The organism is Sphingomonas kyeonggiensis, assembly GCF_014196745.1.
Lineage (GTDB): Bacteria > Pseudomonadota > Alphaproteobacteria > Sphingomonadales > Sphingomonadaceae > Sphingomonas > Sphingomonas kyeonggiensis.
This window is the reverse complement of sequence record NZ_JACIEH010000004.1, coordinates 263,982-281,115: the sequence shown is the minus strand read 5'-3', so window position 1 is coordinate 281,115 and position 17,134 is coordinate 263,982. Positions and strand designations below refer to the sequence as shown.

Annotated in this window: 20 protein-coding genes; 8 read left to right on the top strand and 12 right to left on the bottom strand. The window is 67.3% G+C overall.

Annotation, left to right across the window (positions count from 1 at the left end):
- Window positions 1-8: 8 nt before the first annotated feature.
- The 12 genes from GGR46_RS22870 to coxB form a co-directional block, all read right to left on the bottom strand.
- Window positions 9-305, bottom strand: a complete 297-nt coding sequence (locus GGR46_RS22870; protein ID WP_184000378.1) for a hypothetical protein — start codon at window positions 303-305, stop codon at window positions 9-11.
- Entirely contained in the window at window positions 305-1,177 is an 873-nt protein-coding gene (locus GGR46_RS22865) for a class I SAM-dependent methyltransferase (protein ID WP_184000377.1), read from the bottom strand. Before GGR46_RS22865 ends, GGR46_RS22870 begins: the two co-directional genes overlap by 1 nt.
- Before the next feature lie 184 nt (window positions 1,178-1,361).
- On the bottom strand, window positions 1,362-2,753 hold the full coding sequence (gene thrC, locus GGR46_RS22860; RefSeq protein ID WP_184000376.1) for a threonine synthase: 1,392 nt from the start codon (window positions 2,751-2,753) through the stop codon (window positions 1,362-1,364).
- Between the two features lie 197 nt (window positions 2,754-2,950).
- Window positions 2,951-3,571 carry an SURF1 family protein gene (locus GGR46_RS22855; RefSeq protein WP_184000429.1) on the bottom strand — a complete coding sequence of 207 codons (621 nt, stop codon included), beginning with the start codon at window positions 3,569-3,571 and terminating at the stop codon, window positions 2,951-2,953.
- Window positions 3,571-3,930 (bottom strand): DUF983 domain-containing protein, encoded by a 360-nt coding sequence (locus GGR46_RS22850; RefSeq protein ID WP_184000375.1) that lies wholly within the window; start codon window positions 3,928-3,930, stop codon window positions 3,571-3,573. Before GGR46_RS22850 ends, GGR46_RS22855 begins: the two co-directional genes overlap by 1 nt.
- Before the next feature lie 44 nt (window positions 3,931-3,974).
- Complete coding sequence (locus GGR46_RS22845; RefSeq protein WP_184000374.1) at window positions 3,975-4,859, bottom strand: cytochrome c oxidase subunit 3; 885 nt, start codon at window positions 4,857-4,859, stop codon at window positions 3,975-3,977.
- 86 nt (window positions 4,860-4,945) lie between these two features.
- Window positions 4,946-5,506: a cytochrome c oxidase assembly protein gene (locus GGR46_RS22840; protein WP_184000373.1), complete on the bottom strand. Its 561-nt coding sequence runs from the start codon at window positions 5,504-5,506 to the stop codon at window positions 4,946-4,948.
- A complete protein-coding gene (locus tag GGR46_RS22835) occupies window positions 5,503-5,682 on the bottom strand; it encodes a hypothetical protein (protein ID WP_184000372.1) in 180 nt (59 codons plus the stop codon). Before GGR46_RS22835 ends, GGR46_RS22840 begins: the two co-directional genes overlap by 4 nt.
- Window positions 5,679-6,581, bottom strand: coding sequence for a heme o synthase (locus GGR46_RS22830; RefSeq protein WP_184000371.1), 903 nt, complete (start codon window positions 6,579-6,581; stop codon window positions 5,679-5,681). Before GGR46_RS22830 ends, GGR46_RS22835 begins: the two co-directional genes overlap by 4 nt.
- A gap of 83 nt (window positions 6,582-6,664) precedes the next feature.
- On the bottom strand, window positions 6,665-7,357 hold the full coding sequence (locus GGR46_RS22825) for a hypothetical protein (RefSeq protein ID WP_184000370.1): 693 nt from the start codon (window positions 7,355-7,357) through the stop codon (window positions 6,665-6,667).
- Window positions 7,354-9,018, bottom strand: a complete 1,665-nt coding sequence (gene ctaD, locus GGR46_RS22820; RefSeq protein ID WP_184000369.1) for a cytochrome c oxidase subunit I — start codon at window positions 9,016-9,018, stop codon at window positions 7,354-7,356. The genes GGR46_RS22825 and ctaD overlap by 4 nt, the downstream gene beginning before the upstream one ends.
- A gap of 4 nt (window positions 9,019-9,022) precedes the next feature.
- The gene (coxB, locus tag GGR46_RS22815) at window positions 9,023-10,126 is read right to left on the bottom strand and encodes a cytochrome c oxidase subunit II (RefSeq protein WP_184000368.1); all 1,104 of its coding nucleotides are present in this window, start codon (window positions 10,124-10,126) and stop codon (window positions 9,023-9,025) included.
- A 172-nt stretch (window positions 10,127-10,298) separates the two neighbouring features.
- Between coxB and pyrE the strand changes: the two genes are divergently transcribed.
- From pyrE to GGR46_RS22775, 8 genes are read left to right on the top strand one after another with little or no spacing between them, the layout of a single operon-like run.
- Entirely contained in the window at window positions 10,299-10,883 is a 585-nt protein-coding gene (pyrE, locus tag GGR46_RS22810) for an orotate phosphoribosyltransferase (RefSeq protein ID WP_184000367.1), read from the top strand.
- Between the two features lie 13 nt (window positions 10,884-10,896).
- Entirely contained in the window at window positions 10,897-11,625 is a 729-nt protein-coding gene (locus GGR46_RS22805) for a pyridoxine 5'-phosphate synthase (RefSeq protein WP_184000366.1), read from the top strand.
- Entirely contained in the window at window positions 11,622-11,918 is a 297-nt protein-coding gene (locus GGR46_RS22800) for a hypothetical protein (RefSeq protein ID WP_184000365.1), read from the top strand. The genes GGR46_RS22805 and GGR46_RS22800 overlap by 4 nt, the downstream gene beginning before the upstream one ends.
- The gene (gene acpS / locus GGR46_RS22795; RefSeq protein WP_184000364.1) at window positions 11,915-12,319 is read left to right on the top strand and encodes a holo-ACP synthase; all 405 of its coding nucleotides are present in this window, start codon (window positions 11,915-11,917) and stop codon (window positions 12,317-12,319) included. The genes GGR46_RS22800 and acpS overlap by 4 nt, the downstream gene beginning before the upstream one ends.
- The gene (gene lepB, locus GGR46_RS22790) at window positions 12,319-13,191 is read left to right on the top strand and encodes a signal peptidase I (protein WP_184000363.1); all 873 of its coding nucleotides are present in this window, start codon (window positions 12,319-12,321) and stop codon (window positions 13,189-13,191) included. The genes acpS and lepB overlap by 1 nt, the downstream gene beginning before the upstream one ends.
- Window positions 13,191-14,354, top strand: a complete 1,164-nt coding sequence (locus GGR46_RS22785; protein WP_184000362.1) for an AI-2E family transporter — start codon at window positions 13,191-13,193, stop codon at window positions 14,352-14,354. Before lepB ends, GGR46_RS22785 begins: the two co-directional genes overlap by 1 nt.
- A complete protein-coding gene (gene maiA, locus GGR46_RS22780) occupies window positions 14,351-14,971 on the top strand; it encodes a maleylacetoacetate isomerase (RefSeq protein ID WP_184000361.1) in 621 nt (206 codons plus the stop codon). Before GGR46_RS22785 ends, maiA begins: the two co-directional genes overlap by 4 nt.
- Window positions 14,968-17,022 carry a TonB-dependent receptor gene (locus tag GGR46_RS22775; protein ID WP_184000360.1) on the top strand — a complete coding sequence of 685 codons (2,055 nt, stop codon included), beginning with the start codon at window positions 14,968-14,970 and terminating at the stop codon, window positions 17,020-17,022. The genes maiA and GGR46_RS22775 overlap by 4 nt, the downstream gene beginning before the upstream one ends.
- The last annotated feature ends 112 nt before the right edge of the window (window positions 17,023-17,134 follow it).

Sequence of the window (17,134 nt, the reverse complement as noted above, 5' to 3'; positions counted from 1 at the left end):
GCTATTGGCTAAGCCTCGGGCGGCAGCTCGTCGCCATAGACGACCATTGCCGATCCTTCCGCCAGCGCATCCGCGGCGGCGGCGCGCAGCACCGGGTCCTCGGTCGCGCCGGGATCCGCGACTTCCATGCCCTTTTCCAGCCGCACCAGCATCCAGCCGGTGCCGAGCGCGACGCCGGCGGCCTTGGCCTGGGCTTCTTCGAAGCTGTCGGCCGAGACATAGATCAGCATGGCGTGGCGCCCGCCCGGCCGGCGGCCCTCGACGGTGTCGGCAACGGCGGTGGCGAGGAATACCGAGAGGCCCATCAGTCGCGGCTCCAGCGCGCGAAGATTGCGGTCGGCAGTTCGAGCCCGCGCGCTTCCTCGCGCACCGCCAGCTCGCCGCACTCGACCTTGCCGGGCAGATGCGACACGTGCTGGCGCAGCAATTCGCCGATCGCCAGCGCCGACATGCGCACGGCATAGACGGTGAGAAACAGGAAGCGGGAATCGGCGTCGAGCAGCTTCGTCGTGTCGGCGATCAGGCCGGGCAGGCCTTCCTCGAGCTTCCACACTTCGCCGTTCGGTCCGCGGCCCCATTTCGGCGGATCGAGGATGATCCCGTCATAGCGCCGTCCGCGCCGCACTTCGCGCGCGGTGAACTTGGCGGCATCGTCGATCATCCAGCGGACCGGCAGGTCCTCCATGCCGGACAGCGCGGCATTGGCCTTGCCTTCCGCGACCGACTTCTTCGAGGCATCGACATGGGTGACCTTCGCCCCCTTGGCCGCCATCGCCAGGCTGCCGACGCCGGTATAGCCGAACAGGTTCATGAACTCTGGCGCGTCCATCCCGTCGATCTGGCTGCGCATCCAGTGCCAGACCGGCGACATGTCCGGGAAGAAGGCGAGGTGGCGGAACGGGGTGTTCTGCGCGGTGAAGCGGACTTCCTCCCAGCGCAGCGGCCAGCCTTCGCTCGGGACCGGCTTGGTGAAGTTCCAGCGCCCGCCGCCATCCTCGTCGGCGCCGGGCACGAACTCGCCGTGCGCGTCCCAATTGTCGGAAGCCGGCGCCCACATTGCCTGGGGCTCGGGGCGGATGAAGCGATATTTGCCGTAGCGCTCGAGCTTGCGGCCATGGCCGCTGTCGACCAGCCCGTAATCGGCCCAGGGCTCGCCGGTGAGAGTGATGAGATCCATGGGGGTTCTTTAGTAGGATGTGGCGAAGAGGCCAATTCCTCCCCGAGCTTGTCTCGGGGAGGGGCCGCCGCCGAAGGCGGTGGTGGAGGGGTGCAGCAGGTTACCGCCGCATTCCAGGTCGGTCCCTCCACCATTTTGCTCCGCAAATGGTCCCCCTCCCCCAGCAAAGCTGGGGGAGGAATTATTAAGTGCGCGGCTTGGCCCGCTCGGCGATGTAATCCCGCACCGCGTCGAGCGTGCCGGGCAGCACGTCATAGCGCTCCTGGCGGTCGAACAGATCGCCCACGCGCGCCGGCAGCGACGGCCGCACGCCGGTGGCGCGCTCGACCGCGTCGGCGAACTTGGCCGGGTGCGCGGTGGCCAGGGTGACGACCGGCACGTCCGCCGGCAGCTCGGCCCGGCGCGCGGCGGCGAGGCCGATCGCGCTGTGCGGGTCGATCACCTGCGCGGCCTCGGCATGCGCCCAGCGCATCGTCTCGTTCATCTCTTCGGGCGTGATGCGATCGCTGCTGAACAGCTTTGCCGCGCCTTCCTGCTGCGCGTTGGTCAGGCGCATCGCCTTCGACGATTCGAAGCCGGCCATCTGCTCCGCGACGCTGCCGCCGGCCAGGTCGGAAAGCAGGCGCTCGAAGTTCGAGCTGACCTGGATGTCCATGCTCGGTGCTGCCGTCGGGGTGACGGTGCCGGCCGAATAGTCGCCGCTCGACAGCGCGCGGTGGAGGATGTCGTTGACGTTGGTCGCGACGATCAGCCGCTCGACCGGCAGGCCCATGCGTGCGGCGACATAGCCGGCGAAGACATCGCCGAAATTGCCGGTCGGCACGGCGAAGGCGACCTTCTGCGCCGGCGCGCCGAGGCGGACCGCGGCGTAGAAATAATAGACCACCTGCGCCATCAGCCGGGCCCAGTTGATCGAGTTGACCGCGGAGAGCCGGAAGCGGCCGGTGAAGTCGCGGTCGTTGAACAGCGCCTTTACCATCGCCTGGGCATCGTCGAAGCTGCCCTCGATCGCGATGTTGTGGACGTTGGGCGCCAGCACCGTGGTCATCTGGCGGCGCTGCACGTCGGACACGCGGCCCTTGGGGTGGAGCATGAAGATGTCGACGCCGTGCCGGCCGGCGACTGCGTCGATCGCGGCGCTGCCGGTGTCGCCCGAGGTCGCGCCGACGATGGTCAGCGGCTCGCTGCTGCCGGTCAGGAACTTCTCGAAGAGCAGGCCGAGCAGCTGGAGCGCGACATCCTTGAACGCCAGCGTCGGGCCGTGGAACAGCTCGAGCAGGAAGTGGCGATGGTCGAGCTGGACCAGCGGGGTCACCGCGGCCTGGGAGAAGCGGCCATAGGCCTGCTCGCACAGCGCGCGCAGCTCGTCCTCGCTCAGGTCCCCGGCGGTGAACGGCGCCATCACGCGGACGGCGGTCTCGACATAGGAGAGGCCCTTCAGGGCTTCGATGTCTTCCCGGCTGAAGCGCGGCCAGCTGGTCGGGACGTACAGTCCGCCGTCGCTCGCCAGGCCGGCAAGGGTCACGTCACGGAAGCCAAGCAGCGGCGCGCCGCCTCGGGTGCTCTGATATTGCATGAGCGCGGGGCCTAGCGGGGAGCGGGGAGGGGGACAAGATAGGCTATGTTTAGGGACGCCATTCCCGCACTCCGGCCATCCCCTCTAGTCCATCATCCCCTCATGCCGTCATCCCGACGCAAGTCGGGATCTCGTGCGGCTCCTGTCCCGCGCCCTCGCCTGAGATCCCGGCTTTCGCCGGGATGACGGTTATGGGTTCAGGCCTTCGGCTTCTGCCGCCAGCGTAGCGCCAGCACGTAGATCACCGACGCTACAGCTGCGAACAGGAACCATTGCACGGCATAGCTGAGGTGGTTGTTGGGCACGCTCGACAGATCCGGCTTCGCGGTCGGCTGCAGTCCCGGCGCCGCAGCCTCGGAGATCAGCATCAGATGCTTGGGCTCGCTCTCGAACAGGCCGGCGAGCAGCGGGCGGTGATCGGGGGCGTGGGTGATCGTGCCGGTGACCTGGCCGCCCTTCCAGGCGGGCTGGAACTTGGGATCGGGCGCCACGCCCATGTCGATCAGCAGCACCGCACCCTCCGCGCCGGCGCGGCACCGGGCGATGTGGCGATAGCCGTTGGTGCCCTTGATCGATCGGCCGCCCTGGCTCTGCCAGCCGATCACGGCGAGGCAATAGGCGCTGGCGCGGCGGAACAGATACTGGTCGCCCACCGGCAGGCGGGGGAACGCCATCTCCGGCTTGTCGAAATTGGCGGCGTAGAGCTGCAGCGCGGCCAGCTTCTCGCCGCGGCGCTCGAGCTGCCACACGCCCAGCCCGATCATCAGGGCGACGGCGAGGGCGACGACGATCGTCGGGATCAGGGGAAAGCGCGGCATCATTCGCCTCGAACGCGCCCTTCGCCCGCGCGGTTGCGATATTCGAGCGCGAGCAGGAGCCCCTTGGAGAAGCGCAGCGCCAGGATCACCAGCGCCGCGGTGATGGGGACCCAGAGCAGGACATGGATCAGCACGCCGGGCTGGAAGGTGAACTCCACCCACAGCGCCAGCCCGGTGATCAGCGCGCCGATGCCGAGGGTAAGGAACACCACGGGTCCGTCGCCGACGTTGAAGCGGGTGAAGTCGAGCCCGCAGGCAGCGCAGCTGTCGGCAAAGCCGGTGAAGCTCTTGAACAGGGTCGGCGCGCCGCAGCGCGGGCAGGCGCCCCTGGTCCCCGAAAGGATCGGGGGAGACGACACTGGGCCGCCTCCCCCGAGAGAATCGCTATTGGTGTCGGTCACGCTCAGCCGGCGTGGACCGGCGCGCCCCAGCCGCCCCAGACATAGATGGAGGCGAAGAGGAACAGCCACACCACGTCGACGAAGTGCCAGTACCAGGCTGCCGCCTCGAAGCCGAAATGCTGCTTCGGGGTGAAGTCACCCTTGTACGCGCGGACCAGGTTCACGATCAGGAAGATCGTACCGACGATCACGTGGAAGCCGTGGAAGCCGGTCGCCATGAAGAAGGCGCCGCCATAGCTCGATCCGCCCTCGGAAGCCGCGGCGAACGGGAAGGGCGCCTCGGCATATTCATAGGCCTGGAGGCTGCTGAAGGTCAGGCCCAGGATCACGGTGAGCCACAGGCCCTTGAGCACGCTGTCATTCTCGCCGACGCCGAGCAGGCCCCACAGGCCCTTCTTCTCACCGCCGCGCTCATTGTGGATCAGGCCGTGATGCGCCCAGGTCACGGTGCAGCCCGAGCAAAGCAGGATCAGCGTGTTGAGCAGCGGGAACTTCCAGGCGTCGAGCACTTCCATGCCCTTGGGCGGCCACTGACCACCCACTGCTTCCACGTGCGAGGGGAAGAGCGAGAAGTCGAACCAGGCCCAGAACCAGCCGACGAAGAACATCACTTCGGAAGCGATGAACAGGATCATGCCGTAGCGCAAATGGAGCTGCACGATCGGCGTATGGTCGCCGGCATGCGCCTCCTGGATAACCTTGCTCCACCAGCCGAACATGGTGATCGCCACCAGCGCGACGCCAGCGAAGAAGACGAGGTACGCACTCGGATATTTGTGCATCACCATGATGCCGCCGGTGGCGAGCACCAGCGCCGCAAATGACCCGAAAAGCGGCCAGATGCTGGGTGGAAGGATATGGTACTGGTGATTCTTAGCCCCGGCCATCGATCATCCCTGTCCTATGCTTTTGCGCGGAGCTTAGGGCGCGAAATCGCTTCCCGCAACAATCCTCGTGCGCGGGGCCGCTTCGATCAATGCGCCTTGGCGGCGGCGTCCTTCACGGCCTGCGATTCGGAGGGGTAGAAGGTGTAGGAGAGGGTGATCTCCTGCACGTCGCGCGCGTCCGGATCGTCGAGGATCTTGGGATCGACATAGAAGATCACCGGCATGCGCACCGTCTCGCCGGGCTTCAGCGTCTGCTGGGTGAAGCAGAAGCACTGGATCTTGGTGAAATACTTGCCGACGAACACCGGGGTGACGTTGAACGTCGCGGTGCCGGTCACTTCGCGATCGGAAGTGTTGGTGGCGGTGAAGAACGCCATGTCGCGCCCGCCGATGTCGATCGTGTCCGATCGCCGCTCGGGCTGGAACTTCCAGGGGATGCCCTTCGCCACGTTCGAATCGAACGCGATGGTGATCTTCTGGCCGACGCTGCCCGGTGCGCGCAGGCCCTTCTGCGTCGTGCCGTTGAGGCCGGTCGCCTCGCAGAACATCCGATAGAGCGGCACCGCCGCGAAGCCGAGCCCGGTCATCGAGCACACGCCGATACCGGCGAGGATGGCAACGCGCAGGTTCCGGCTGATCCGGATCATCCGGCGTGGCCGAGCTGGATCTTCACGATCGAGATGGCGAAGACCAGCACCACGAACAGCCCGAGCAGCACCGCCATCACCACGGCGCGGCTGCGCTGGCGGCTGCGGATCAGCTCCGCCTCCTCGATCGGCGTTGCCGGATTCGTGGGCGAGGGCTGGATCAGATCATCGGTCATGCGAACCACCTGTCGATAACGAGCGCGCCGAAGACGACGAACAGATAGAGGATCGAGAATTTGAACAGCCGCTTCTCGGGGACCATCGCGTCCTCGGGCTCGGAACGGCGGATCGCCACCTGCACCGCCATGGCGAGGAACAGGCCGGACATCACCGCGGCGGTGATCCCGTAGATCGCCCCGGCGAAGCCGAGCGGCCAGGGCGCGGCGGCGCAGAGGATCATCGGGATGGTGTAGAGCCCGATCTGGATGCGCGTGGTGCGCTCGCCTGCCACCACCGGCAGCATCGGCACGCCGGCATTGGCGTAATCGGTCTTCACGAACAGCGCGAGCGCCCAGAAATGCGGCGGGGTCCACAGGAAGATCAGCGCGAACAAAAGCACCGACATGGTGCTGACGTCGCCGGTCGCCGCCGCCCAGCCGATCATCGGCGGGAAGGCGCCGGCGGCGCCGCCGATCACGATGTTCTGCGGCGTCCGGCGCTTGAGCCAGATCGTGTAGACGAAGACGTAGAACAGGATCGATGCGGCGAGGATCAGGGTCGCCGCCAGGTTGATCGCGAAATACATGAGCGCGAGGCTGAAGCCCGCCAGGCCGACGCCGAAGTGCAGCGCCGACTGGCGATCCATCCGCCCGGCGGGCAGCGGCCGCTTGGCGGTGCGCTTCATCTTGGCGTCGAGATCGGCCTCGTACCATTGGTTGAGCGCACCCGCGGCACCCGCGCCCAGCGCGATGCACAGGATCGCGGTGAAGCCGAGGATCGGGTGGATCGGCACCGGGGCGGCGAGCATGCCGCACAATCCGGTGAAGACGACGAGGGTCATCACCCGCGGCTTGGTCAGCGCGAGGAAATCACGCCAGTCGGCGGGCAATGAAACGGTGGCGGAAGCGGTGCTCATGGTCGTGCGATCGGCTATAGGCCGGCGCGGGCCCGGGGGGAAGTGGACCGATTGTCCCGTCAGCCGGAGCCCGCGTGAAATAACTATACGTGACGCTGCTCTCGCCCTGCCACCTGCCCTCGTAGATCCTCCAGGTGCCTGCCCGCGTTCATAACGAGATTTCCCACATAACTCAGCGTTCCGCCTTCGGCGCTCCGTGGCCATGACTCTTCGTTGGTCTCATCCCAAGCTCTCATTCTCCCGTATAATTCTCGGATCGACACGAAGGCTCGCATGCCCCCCGGTGAGTCAATTTCATGCACAGGGGCCGCTTGAAGAACTTCGTCGATCACCTGCCATTGCGGGACGTACCATTCGGAGAACCGGGCATCCCGATCGAAGGCTATCCTCGCGACATATGACATCAGATCGTATGCGAGTTCCGCAGAGGCGAGCAGGCTCTGGCGCGCCCGCGTAGTTGCCAGTCTGCGTTCAAGAAGTACGGGCACGCTTATCGCAGCGATTGCGTAGAGGCTGCCGATCGTCTGGAGCCAGCCAGCCAGCCCTCCGTTGTCGCGAAACCAGGGAGAGTTGGCGTTGATGATAAGAATAGCTGCCAGCAGCAGAACCCCGCCGCCGGCCAGCAGGGTCGTCGGATGTGATAGATTTTTCAACGCCGCCTCGCCCCTTTGGATGGTCTGAAGGGATACCTTGCCGCTTGCCACGAGTCCCAACGAAAGCGCCCCGGAAGTTTCCTCCCGGGGCGCTTCGTGTTTCAGCCTTTCGGCCCTGCTCAATGGTGACCGTGATCCTCGATCACCGGCAGCGTCTCGAACTGGTGGAACGGCGGCGGGCTGGACAGCGTCCATTCCAGCGTCGTCGCGCCTTCGCCCCAGGGATTGCCCTCGGCCTTGCGGCCGGCGAGCAGCGACCAGATGATGTTCACGAAGAAGATCACCATGCCCGCGGCCATGATCATGTAGCCGATCGTGGCAACCTGGTTCCAATGGGCATAGGCGTCCGGATAGTCCGGATAGCGGCGCGGCATGCCCTGCAGGCCCAGGAAGTGCATCGGGAAGAACATCACGTTCACGCCGATGAAGAACACCCAGAAGTGCAGCTGGCCGAGCAGCTCGTTGTACATCCGGCCCGACATCTTCGGGAACCAGTAGTAGAAGCCGGCGAACAGCGAGAACACCGCGCCGAGCGACAGCACATAGTGGAAGTGCGCGACGACGTAATAGGTGTCCTGCATGTAATCGTCGACGCCGCCATTGGCGAGGACGACGCCGGTCACGCCGCCGACGGTGAACATGAAGATGAAGCCGATCGCCCAGACCATCGGGGTCTTGAAGCTGATCGAGCCGCCCCACATCGTGGCGATCCACGAGAAGATCTTCACGCCGGTCGGCACCGCGATCACCATGGTGGCGGCGGTGAAGTACATCTTCACGGTGACCGACATGCCGGTGGTGAACATGTGGTGCGCCCATACGACGAAGCCGACCAGGCCGATCGCGACCATGGCGTAGGCCATGCCCAGATAGCCGAACACCGGCTTGCGGCTGAAGGTGGCGATGATCTGGCTGACGATGCCGAAGCCCGGCAGGATCATGATGTACACTTCGGGGTGGCCGAAGAACCAGAACAGGTGCTGGTAGAGGACCGGGTCGCCGCCGTACTGCGGATCGTAGAAGGCGGTGCCGAAGTTGCGGTCGGTCAGCAGCATGGTGATCGCGGCGGCGAGCACCGGTAGCGCCAGCAGCAGCAGGAAGGCGGTGATCAGCACCGACCAGACGAACAGCGGCATCTTGTGCAGGGTCATGCCCGGCGCGCGCATGTTGAAGATGGTGGTGATGAAGTTGATCGCGCCCAGGATCGAGCTGGCGCCCGCCAGGTGGAGCGACAGGATCGCCATGTCGACCGACGGCCCGGGCTCGCCATAGGTGGAGAGCGGGGCATAGACCGTCCAGCCGGTGCCCGCGCCGATGCCGACGAACGGCGAGAGCAGCAGCAGCAGGAAGGCCGGGATCAGCAGCCAGAACGAGATGTTGTTCATGCGCGGGAACGCCATGTCCGGCGCGCCGATCATGATCGGCACGAACCAGTTGCCGAAGCCACCGATCATCGCCGGCATGACCATGAAGAACACCATGATCAGGCCGTGGGCGGTGATCAGCACGTTCCAGAAGTGCATGGCGTCGTCGAAGCTGTGCTCGCCGCCGTGCAGCATGCTCAGCCAGGTCGGCAGGTACTGGATGCCCGGATGCATCAGTTCGGCGCGCATCAGGCCCGAGATCGAGCCACCGATGATACCCGCGACGATCGCGAAGATCAGGTAGAGCGTGCCGATGTCCTTGTGGTTCGTCGACATGAACCAGCGGGCGAAGAAGCCCGGCTTGTGATCGGCATCGTGGTGCGCATGATCGTCATGCGCGTGAAGGGCGATATCGGTCATGGTCTCAGTTGCCCGTGGTGTTGCCGGCGGCGGCGTTGGCGGCCGGCGCGGTCTCGTTGGTGGCAGCCGGTTCGGCGGCGGCGTTGGTCTCGGCAGCGTTCGCGGCGGCCGGCGCGGCGGCGTTCTGCGCGGCCTCGGCTGCCGCTGCGGCGGCGACCTCGGCCGGGATGGTGCCGCCCTTCGACTTCACCCATTGCGCGAACTCGGCGGGCGACACGGCCTCGACCGCAATCGGCATATAGGCGTGGCGGGCGCCGCACAGCTCCGAGCACTGGCCGAAATAGAGGCCCGGCTTCTCGATGGTGAAGCTGGTCTCGTTGAGCTTGCCCGGCACCGCGTCGAGCTTGATCCAGAAGGCGGGGACCGCCCAGCTGTGGATCACGTCCTGCGCGGTGGTGATCAGGCGGATCGGCACGCCGACCGGCAGCACGACGCGCTGGTCGGTCGCGAGCAAGCGCGGGCCGTCGGCGTCGGTGCGGTAGCGCTGGCCGGCCGGGACCTGGCCCTGCTCCTTGAGCATGTTGGCGGTCAGCTGGATGCCGCCATTGTCCGGATACTCATAGCTCCAGAACCACTGGTTGCCGATCGCCTTGAGCGTGATCGCATCCTTGGGCGCCGGCTTGAACTGCGCGGCGAGCAGGCGGATCGACGGGACCGCGATCGCGATCAGGATCAGCACCGGGACGAGCGTCCAGACGATCTCGATCACCGTGTTGTGCGCGGTGCGGCTCGGCGTCGGATTGGCCGCGCGGCGATAGCGGAAGATCACCCACACCAGCAGGATGAGCACGAAGATCGAGATCACCGTGATCAGCGGCAGCAGGATGTGGTTGTGGAAGTTGTGCGCTTCCTCGCCGGTCTTGGTGACCTGCGGCTGCAGCGCGATGCCTTCGGCGACCGGCTGGCCGATGCCCGGAGCCGCCTTGGTCAGCGGCTTGCCCGAAGCATCGAGCGTGGGATCGGCGACCGCCGGCGTGGCGGCTGCGGCGGGTGCCGCGCTGTTCGCGACCGGAGCCGCGGTGTTAGCAACAGGCTCCTGGGCCGAAGCGGGCGTGGCGAACGCCATCCCCGCCGCCAGGAGGATCGAAGTCAACCCAAGCATGCGCATCGTCTATCTTCACCCTGTTCCGCAAGAGCCCCGGGCTGGGAAAGGATTACCCCCAGTGCAACCGGGGTATACGAGCCGTGCATCCATTCTCAACCCTTTTTGATCGCCCGTTGCGGTGGATGGGAGGTGGTCCTAAGGGAATCGATAGTCCCCGCGATGATTGGAGCGAGCATTGGAAGGCAACGCAGTTCTGGATGAGTTTCGTGCTGCAGGTGCGTTGCTCGAAGGCCATTTTATTCTCTCTTCGGGCCTTCGTTCGCCCATCTTCCTGCAAAAGATGCGTATTTTCGAGGACCCTGTGCGAACTGGGCGTGTGTGCAGTGCACTAGGAAAATTGATTCGCGAGTCGTTCGGCGAAGTCGACATGGTCGTGTCGCCGGCGATCGGCGGAATCATCCCCGGCTACGAGACCGCGCGGGCGCTCGGCTGCAAGGCGGTGTTCGTCGAGCGCGAGGACGGCGAGTTCCAGCTGCGCCGCGGCTTCGAGATTCCCGAAGGCGCGCGGATCGTGATGGTCGAGGACATCGTCACCACCGGGCTTTCGTCGCGCGAATGCATCGCCGCGATCCGCAAGCACCCGGGCAAGCTGCTCGGCGCCGCCTGCATCGTCGATCGCTCGAACGGCACCGCGGATGTCGGCGTGCCGCTGGTCTCGCTGCTCAAGATGGACGTGCCGGCCTATCCGGCGGACCAGCTGCCCCCCGAGCTGGCGGCGATCCCCGCGACCAAGCCCGGCAGCCGGGCGACCACGGCATAAGGAGGCGCCAGAGGTGACCGGCAAGCTTCGCCTGGGTGTCAACATCGATCACGTCGCCACCGTGCGCAACGCGCGCGGCTCGGGCTATCCGGATCCGGTGCGTGCGGCATTGCTCGCCGTCGGGGCCGGCGCCGACGGCATCACCGCGCATCTGCGCGAGGATCGCCGGCACATCACCGATGACGACATCGCCCGGCTCTCCGCCGAGCTGACCGTGCCGCTCAATCTCGAGATGGCGGCGACGCAGGAGATGCTGGCGATCGCGCTGCGCCACCGTCCGCACGCCGTGTGCATCGTCCCCGAGAAGCGCGAGGAGCGCACCACCGAGGGCGGGCTCGACGTCGCCGGGCATTTCGATCACCTCGCCCCGATGGTGGCGCAGCTGCGCGACAATGGCAGCCGCGTCTCTTTGTTCATCGAGCCCGACGAGCGCCAGATCGACGCGGCGCTCCGCCTGGGCGCGCCGGTCGTCGAGTTCCACACCGGCCGCTATTGCGAGCTGGCCGAGGCGGATCGCGCCGCCGAGCTGCGCCGCATCGCCGATGCCGCCGCGCTCGCCGCCAAGGAAGGGATCGAGCCGCATGCCGGCCACGGCCTCACCTTCGACAATGTGATTCCGATCGCGGCGATCCCGCAGATCATGGAGCTCAACATCGGCCATTTCCTGATCGGCGAGGCGATCTTCGACGGCCTCGCCCCGGTGATTCGCCACATGCGCGCGCTGATGGACGAAGCGCGGTGAACACGGCACGGGCCGTCGCGGCGGAGGGCATCCTCTTCGTCATCGGTGCGGTGGCGACGCTGACATGCTGGATCATCGTGCCGATCGAGCTTCTGAGCATCGCGGTGATGGGGGATCTCGCCACGCCGGCCACCTGGCTTCTGTTCATCCTGGGGGCAGTCGTCCCGGCGATCGTGGCCAGCGGGCTGTTCTACCGCGCGGTAAGGAGCTCCGGCACGTCCGCGGCGATGCGCGCCGCGCCTGTCGTGGCGCTGGCGGCGGCGCTCGGCTCTCTGGCGGTGCTGAACCAATGATCCTCGGTCTCGGCTCCGACCTCTGCAACATCGAGCGAATCCAGAAGTCGCTGGACCGGTTCGGCACGCGTTTCGAGCAGCGCAGCTTCACCGACCGCGAGATCGCCAAGGCGAAGACCCGACCGCACAATTATGCCGCCACCCTCGCCAAGCGCTTCGCCGCCAAGGAGGCCTTCTCCAAGGCGGTGGGAACCGGGTTCAAGGCGGGCGTGTTCATGAAGGACATCGGTGTCGTCAACGCGCCCTCCGGCGCCCCCACCCTGGCATTGACCGGAGGCGCGAAGGCTAGGCTTGACGCCATCACCCCCGCGGGTCACGTCGCCGTGGTGCATCTGACGCTGACGGACGATCACCCCTGGGCGTTCGCCATGGTGATGATCGAGGCGGTGAAGGAAGGTTGATGGGGGGCGACGAGCTCGCATTGAGTCACGAAGCATATGAGGAGGAGGCCATAGCCCAGACGCGCACCGACTGGTGGGCCGAGGCGCGCGGCATCCTGTGGCTCGTGCTCGCCGTGCTCGGCTTCCACAGCCTGATCGCCAAGCCCTTCTTCATCCCCAGCGAATCGATGCTGCCCGGGCTGCTCGTCGGCGACCGGCTGGTCGTGACCAAATATCCCTATGGCTATAGCTGGGTGACGCCGACCTTCCATGTGCTGCCCTTCGTGCCGGGCCGGATCCTCGGCCGCCTGCCCGAGCGTGGCGACGTGGTGATCGTCACCCCGCCGGGCACCAACACCGATTACATCAAGCGCGTGATCGGCCTGCCCGGCGACACGATCGGCGTGCGCGGCGGCATCGTCTATCTGAACGGCAAGGCGGTCCCGCGCCGCGCGATGGGCGATCGCTATATCCCCGTCGATGCCAATACCCGCTGCGACGCGGACCAATATCCCGGCTTCCGCGTCACGCGGGACGGCAAGCCCTATTGCCGCCTGCCGATCTTCCGCGAGACCCTGCCCAATGGCCGGTCCTACGACACGGTGGACCTCGGCTTCCGGCCGGGGCGGGGGGACAATTATCCCGAGATCCGCGTGCCCCAGGGCAAGGTCTTCCTGATGGGCGACAATCGCGACAATTCGGCCGACAGCCGCTTCCCGCTCAGCCAGAACGGCCTGGGCGGCCCGGTGCCCTGGGAGAATATCGGCGGCCGCGCCGAGTTCATCACCTTCAGCCTCGACGGCAGCGCCAGCTGGAATCCGCTGACCTGGCCCAAGTCCTTCCGCCCCGGCCGGGCCGGCACGTCGCTCCATCCGCAACGGGACAACCACTGATGAGCGATCCGCTCGCCTCCGAGAACGTCCATGTCGTCCAGGAGCCGGGCCCGAACGAGCTCCGCGATCCCATGGTCCGCGCCGAGCTGAAAAAGGCTAGCGTCTGGTTCGGCCTCGGCATCGCGGTCGCCCTGTTCGTGTTGTTGGTCCAGCCGATCCTGATCATCTTCGGCGGGCTGGTCTTCGCCTCGATGCTCGATGGCGGTGCGCGCCTGCTCGGCCGCGTGCTGCCGATCCCGCGCACGCTCCGCATCGTGATCGTCATCCTGCTGGTGATCGCCTTTTTCGGCGGCATCTTCTACCTGACCGGAATGCAGATCGCCGCCCAGGCCGAGCAGCTGCGCACCACGCTGGAGGTGCAGGCCAACAAGGTGGCGCAATGGGTGGCCGAACTCGGGCTGATGCCCGGCCGCTCGGACCTGACCGGGCTCGCCAAGGAAGCGCTGGGCAGTGTCGGCAAGCTCACCTCGGCGGTCGGCTCGGTGTTCGGCGCGGTCTCCTCGTTCCTGATGATCGTGATCATCGGCCTGTTCGTGGCGTTGGAGCCACGCATCTATGAGCGCGGGCTGCAATGGCTGGTGCCGAGCGACGCGCGCGATGCCTTCGCCGTCACGATCAGCCGCATGGCGACGACGATGCGCCGCCTGCTCGCCGGGCGCCTGCTCGGCATGCTGTTCGAAGGCGTGCTCACGGCGTTCTGCTTGTGGCTCGCCGGCGTGCCGATGGCGCTGCTGCTCGGCATCATCACCGGCGTGCTCGCCTTCATTCCCAATATCGGCGCCTTCGTCTCGGGCGTGATGATGGTCTCGGTCGGCTTCAGTGCCGGCACCGATACCGGCATCTGGGCGATCATCATCTATTTCGGCGTCCAGAATTTCGACGGCTATGTCGTGCTGCCGCTGGTCGCGCGCCGCACGGTGGACATGCCGCCGGCGCTCACGCTCTCCTCGCAGATCCTCGCCAGCACCCTGTTCGGCGTGCTCGGCCTGGCGCTGGCCGATCCGATCGTGGCGATGATCAAGGTCGCGCTGGAGAGCGAGGCCGAGCGTGCCGCCCGCGCCGCCGACGAGCATGGCCCACGCCTCAAATGGCGCATGCGGCTGCGCAAGGGCTATGAGGAAGGTGCGACGACCCCGCTCGATCCGCCGGCGGGCGCGGCATGATCCTCTACGATTATTTCCGTTCCTCGGCCGCCTATCGGGTCCGCATCGCGCTGAACCTGAAAGGTGTGGCGTACCAGCAGCAGGACGTGATGCTGCTCGAGAACCAGCAGCGCAGTCCGGAGCATCTCGCGCGCAACCCCCAGGGACTGGTGCCGGCGCTGGAGGTGGACGGCAGGGTGATCACCCAGAGCCTGGCGATCATCGAATGGCTCGATTCGCGCTATCCCGAGCCGCGGCTGATCCCCGCCGATCCCGATGCCCGCGCCGCCGCGATCGCACGCGCGCTGGTCGTCGCGGCCGACATCCACCCGCTCAACAACCTCCGGGTGATGCGGCGCCTCAAGGAGATGGGGGTGGACGAGGCCGGCCGGAACGACTGGACGCGCCACTGGATCGCGGAGGGCTTTGCCGCGTTGGAGGCGATGGCGGGGGACGGTCCGTTCCTCGGCGGCGAAGCGCCCGGAATCGCGGACCTGTTCCTGGTGCCGCAGATGTACAATGCCCGGCGCTTCGAGATGCGGCTCGAGGTCTTTCCCCGGCTCGTCGCGATCGATGCGGCGGCGACTGCGCTGCCGGCCTTCGCCGCGGCGCATCCGGATGCGGTGGCGCCCAAATGAGGATCGCCGGGCTGGCGGCGGGCCTGCTGCTCGCCGCACCTGCCTTCGCCCAGGAGCAGGACCCGAACGAGATCGTGGTCACGGGCCGCGGGCTCGACGCGCCGCCGGGCGATGCCGCCTATGACGTGGTGACGCTCTCGCGCGACCGGATTGCCGGCACCGCCAGCGGGCGCCTGGAGGACGCGTTGCGCGATGCTGCCGGGCTCGCTCAGTTCCGCCGTTCCGATTCGCGCTCGGCGCATCCGACTTCACAGGGCGTCACCTTGCGCGGCCTGGGCGGCAATGCCTCCAGCCGCGCGCTGCTGCTGCTCGACGGCGTGCCCCAGGCCGATCCGTTCGGCGGCTGGGTTGCCTTCCCGGCCTATCTGCCAGGCCGCCTTGCCGGCGCCCGGATCGTGCGGGGCGGGGGCAGCGGCTATGCCGGGCCGGGTGCACTCGCCGGGACGATCGAACTCGAGAGCGGCAGCCCGTCGCAGCTCGGTCCGCTGTCGCTCGACGCGCTCTATGGCAGCCGCGACAGCGTGGACGTGTCCGGCGTCGGTGCGGCCAGGCTCGGGCGCGGCTTCGTCACGCTCGCCGGCCAATATGCCCGGGGAGACGGCTTCACGCCGATCGTCGAGGCGGATCGTGGCCCCGCCGATCGCCCAGCGCCCTATGAACAGGCGGCGGTGGCGATCCGCGCCGTCACCGATCTCGGCGGCGATACCGAGCTCCAGGCCAATCTCTCCGCCTTCACCGATCACCGCGATCGCGGCGTCGACTTCACCAGGGTGAAGAGCGAGGGTGCCGACGCCAGCATCCGGCTGGTGGGGCGCGGCGCATGGGGCTGGTCGGCGCTGGCCTATCTGCAGACGCGCGGCTTCGCCTCGGGCTTTGCCAGCGTCAACGACACCCGCACCACGGCGACCGCCACGCTCGACCAATATGCAGTACCCGCCACCGGCATCGGCGCGCGCATCGAGCTTGCACCGCCCATCGGTGGCGGCGTGACGCTCCGGCTCGGCAGCGACCTGCGCCGCGTCTCGGGACAGACCGAGGAACTGTACACCTATGTTGCCGGCCTGCCCACGCGCCGCCGCGTGGCGGGCGGCGAGAGCCTGACGGTCGGCGGCTTCGCCGATGCGAGCTATGAGAGCGGCCCGCTGACGCTCAGCTTGGGCGGCCGGCTCGACCATTGGAACATCTCGGGCGGCTCGTTGCTGGAGACTTCGCTCGCGCCGGGGCCGGTGCTCACCGACAGCCGCTTCCCGGATCGCGACGGCATCGAGGCGACCGGACGTGCCGGTGCCGCCTATCGGCTGGGCCGGGTCACGCTGCGCGCCGCCGCCTATCGCGGCTGGCGCCTGCCGACGCTCAACGAGCTCTACCGCCCGTTCCGCGCCGGCGCCGACGCGACCGCCGCCAATGCCGCGCTCGATCCCGAGCGGTTGACCGGTGCCGAAATCGGCGCGGACTGGCGACCGCTACCCAGTTTGACCTTCCGCGCGACGGGCTATTGGAACCGGCTCGACGGCGCGATCGCCAATGTCACCCTGGCGCAGGGGCCGGGGACTTTCCCGGGCGTCGGCTTCGTCTCGGCGGCGGGCTTCTATCGCCAACGCCAGAATCTCGACGCGGTGACGGCAAAGGGCGTCGAGCTCGACGGGCGCTGGGTGGCCGGGGACCTCAGTCTCGGCGCCTCCTATGCCTTCACCGATTCGCGGGTGTCCGCCTCGGGTGCTTCCGCCGCGCTCGACGGGCTGCGTCCCGCCCAGACGGCGCGCCATCAGGCCAGCGCCACGCTAGGCTGGAGCCACGAAGATGCCGGGGCGTCGCTCACCGCGCGCTATGCCGGCCCGCCGTTCGAGGACGACCAGAACAGCCGCACGCTGAAGGGCGCCTTCACCCTCGACGCCGCCGCCGCGCTGCCGATCACCCGCGGCCTGGCGCTCCTGGCGCGCGCGGAGAATATCTTCGATGCCGAGGTGCAGGCGGGGATCAGCGGTCCCGGCGTGGTCGAGCGCGCGATGCCGCGGACCTTGTGGCTGGGCGCGCGGCTGAGGCTGCGGTGACCTAGTCGTCATCCCGACGAAAGTCGGGATCTCATGCGGCTCTATTCCCGCCATCGCCTGAGATCCCGGCTTTCGCCGGGATGACGGATGTGAGGCGGGATCACCATTTGGG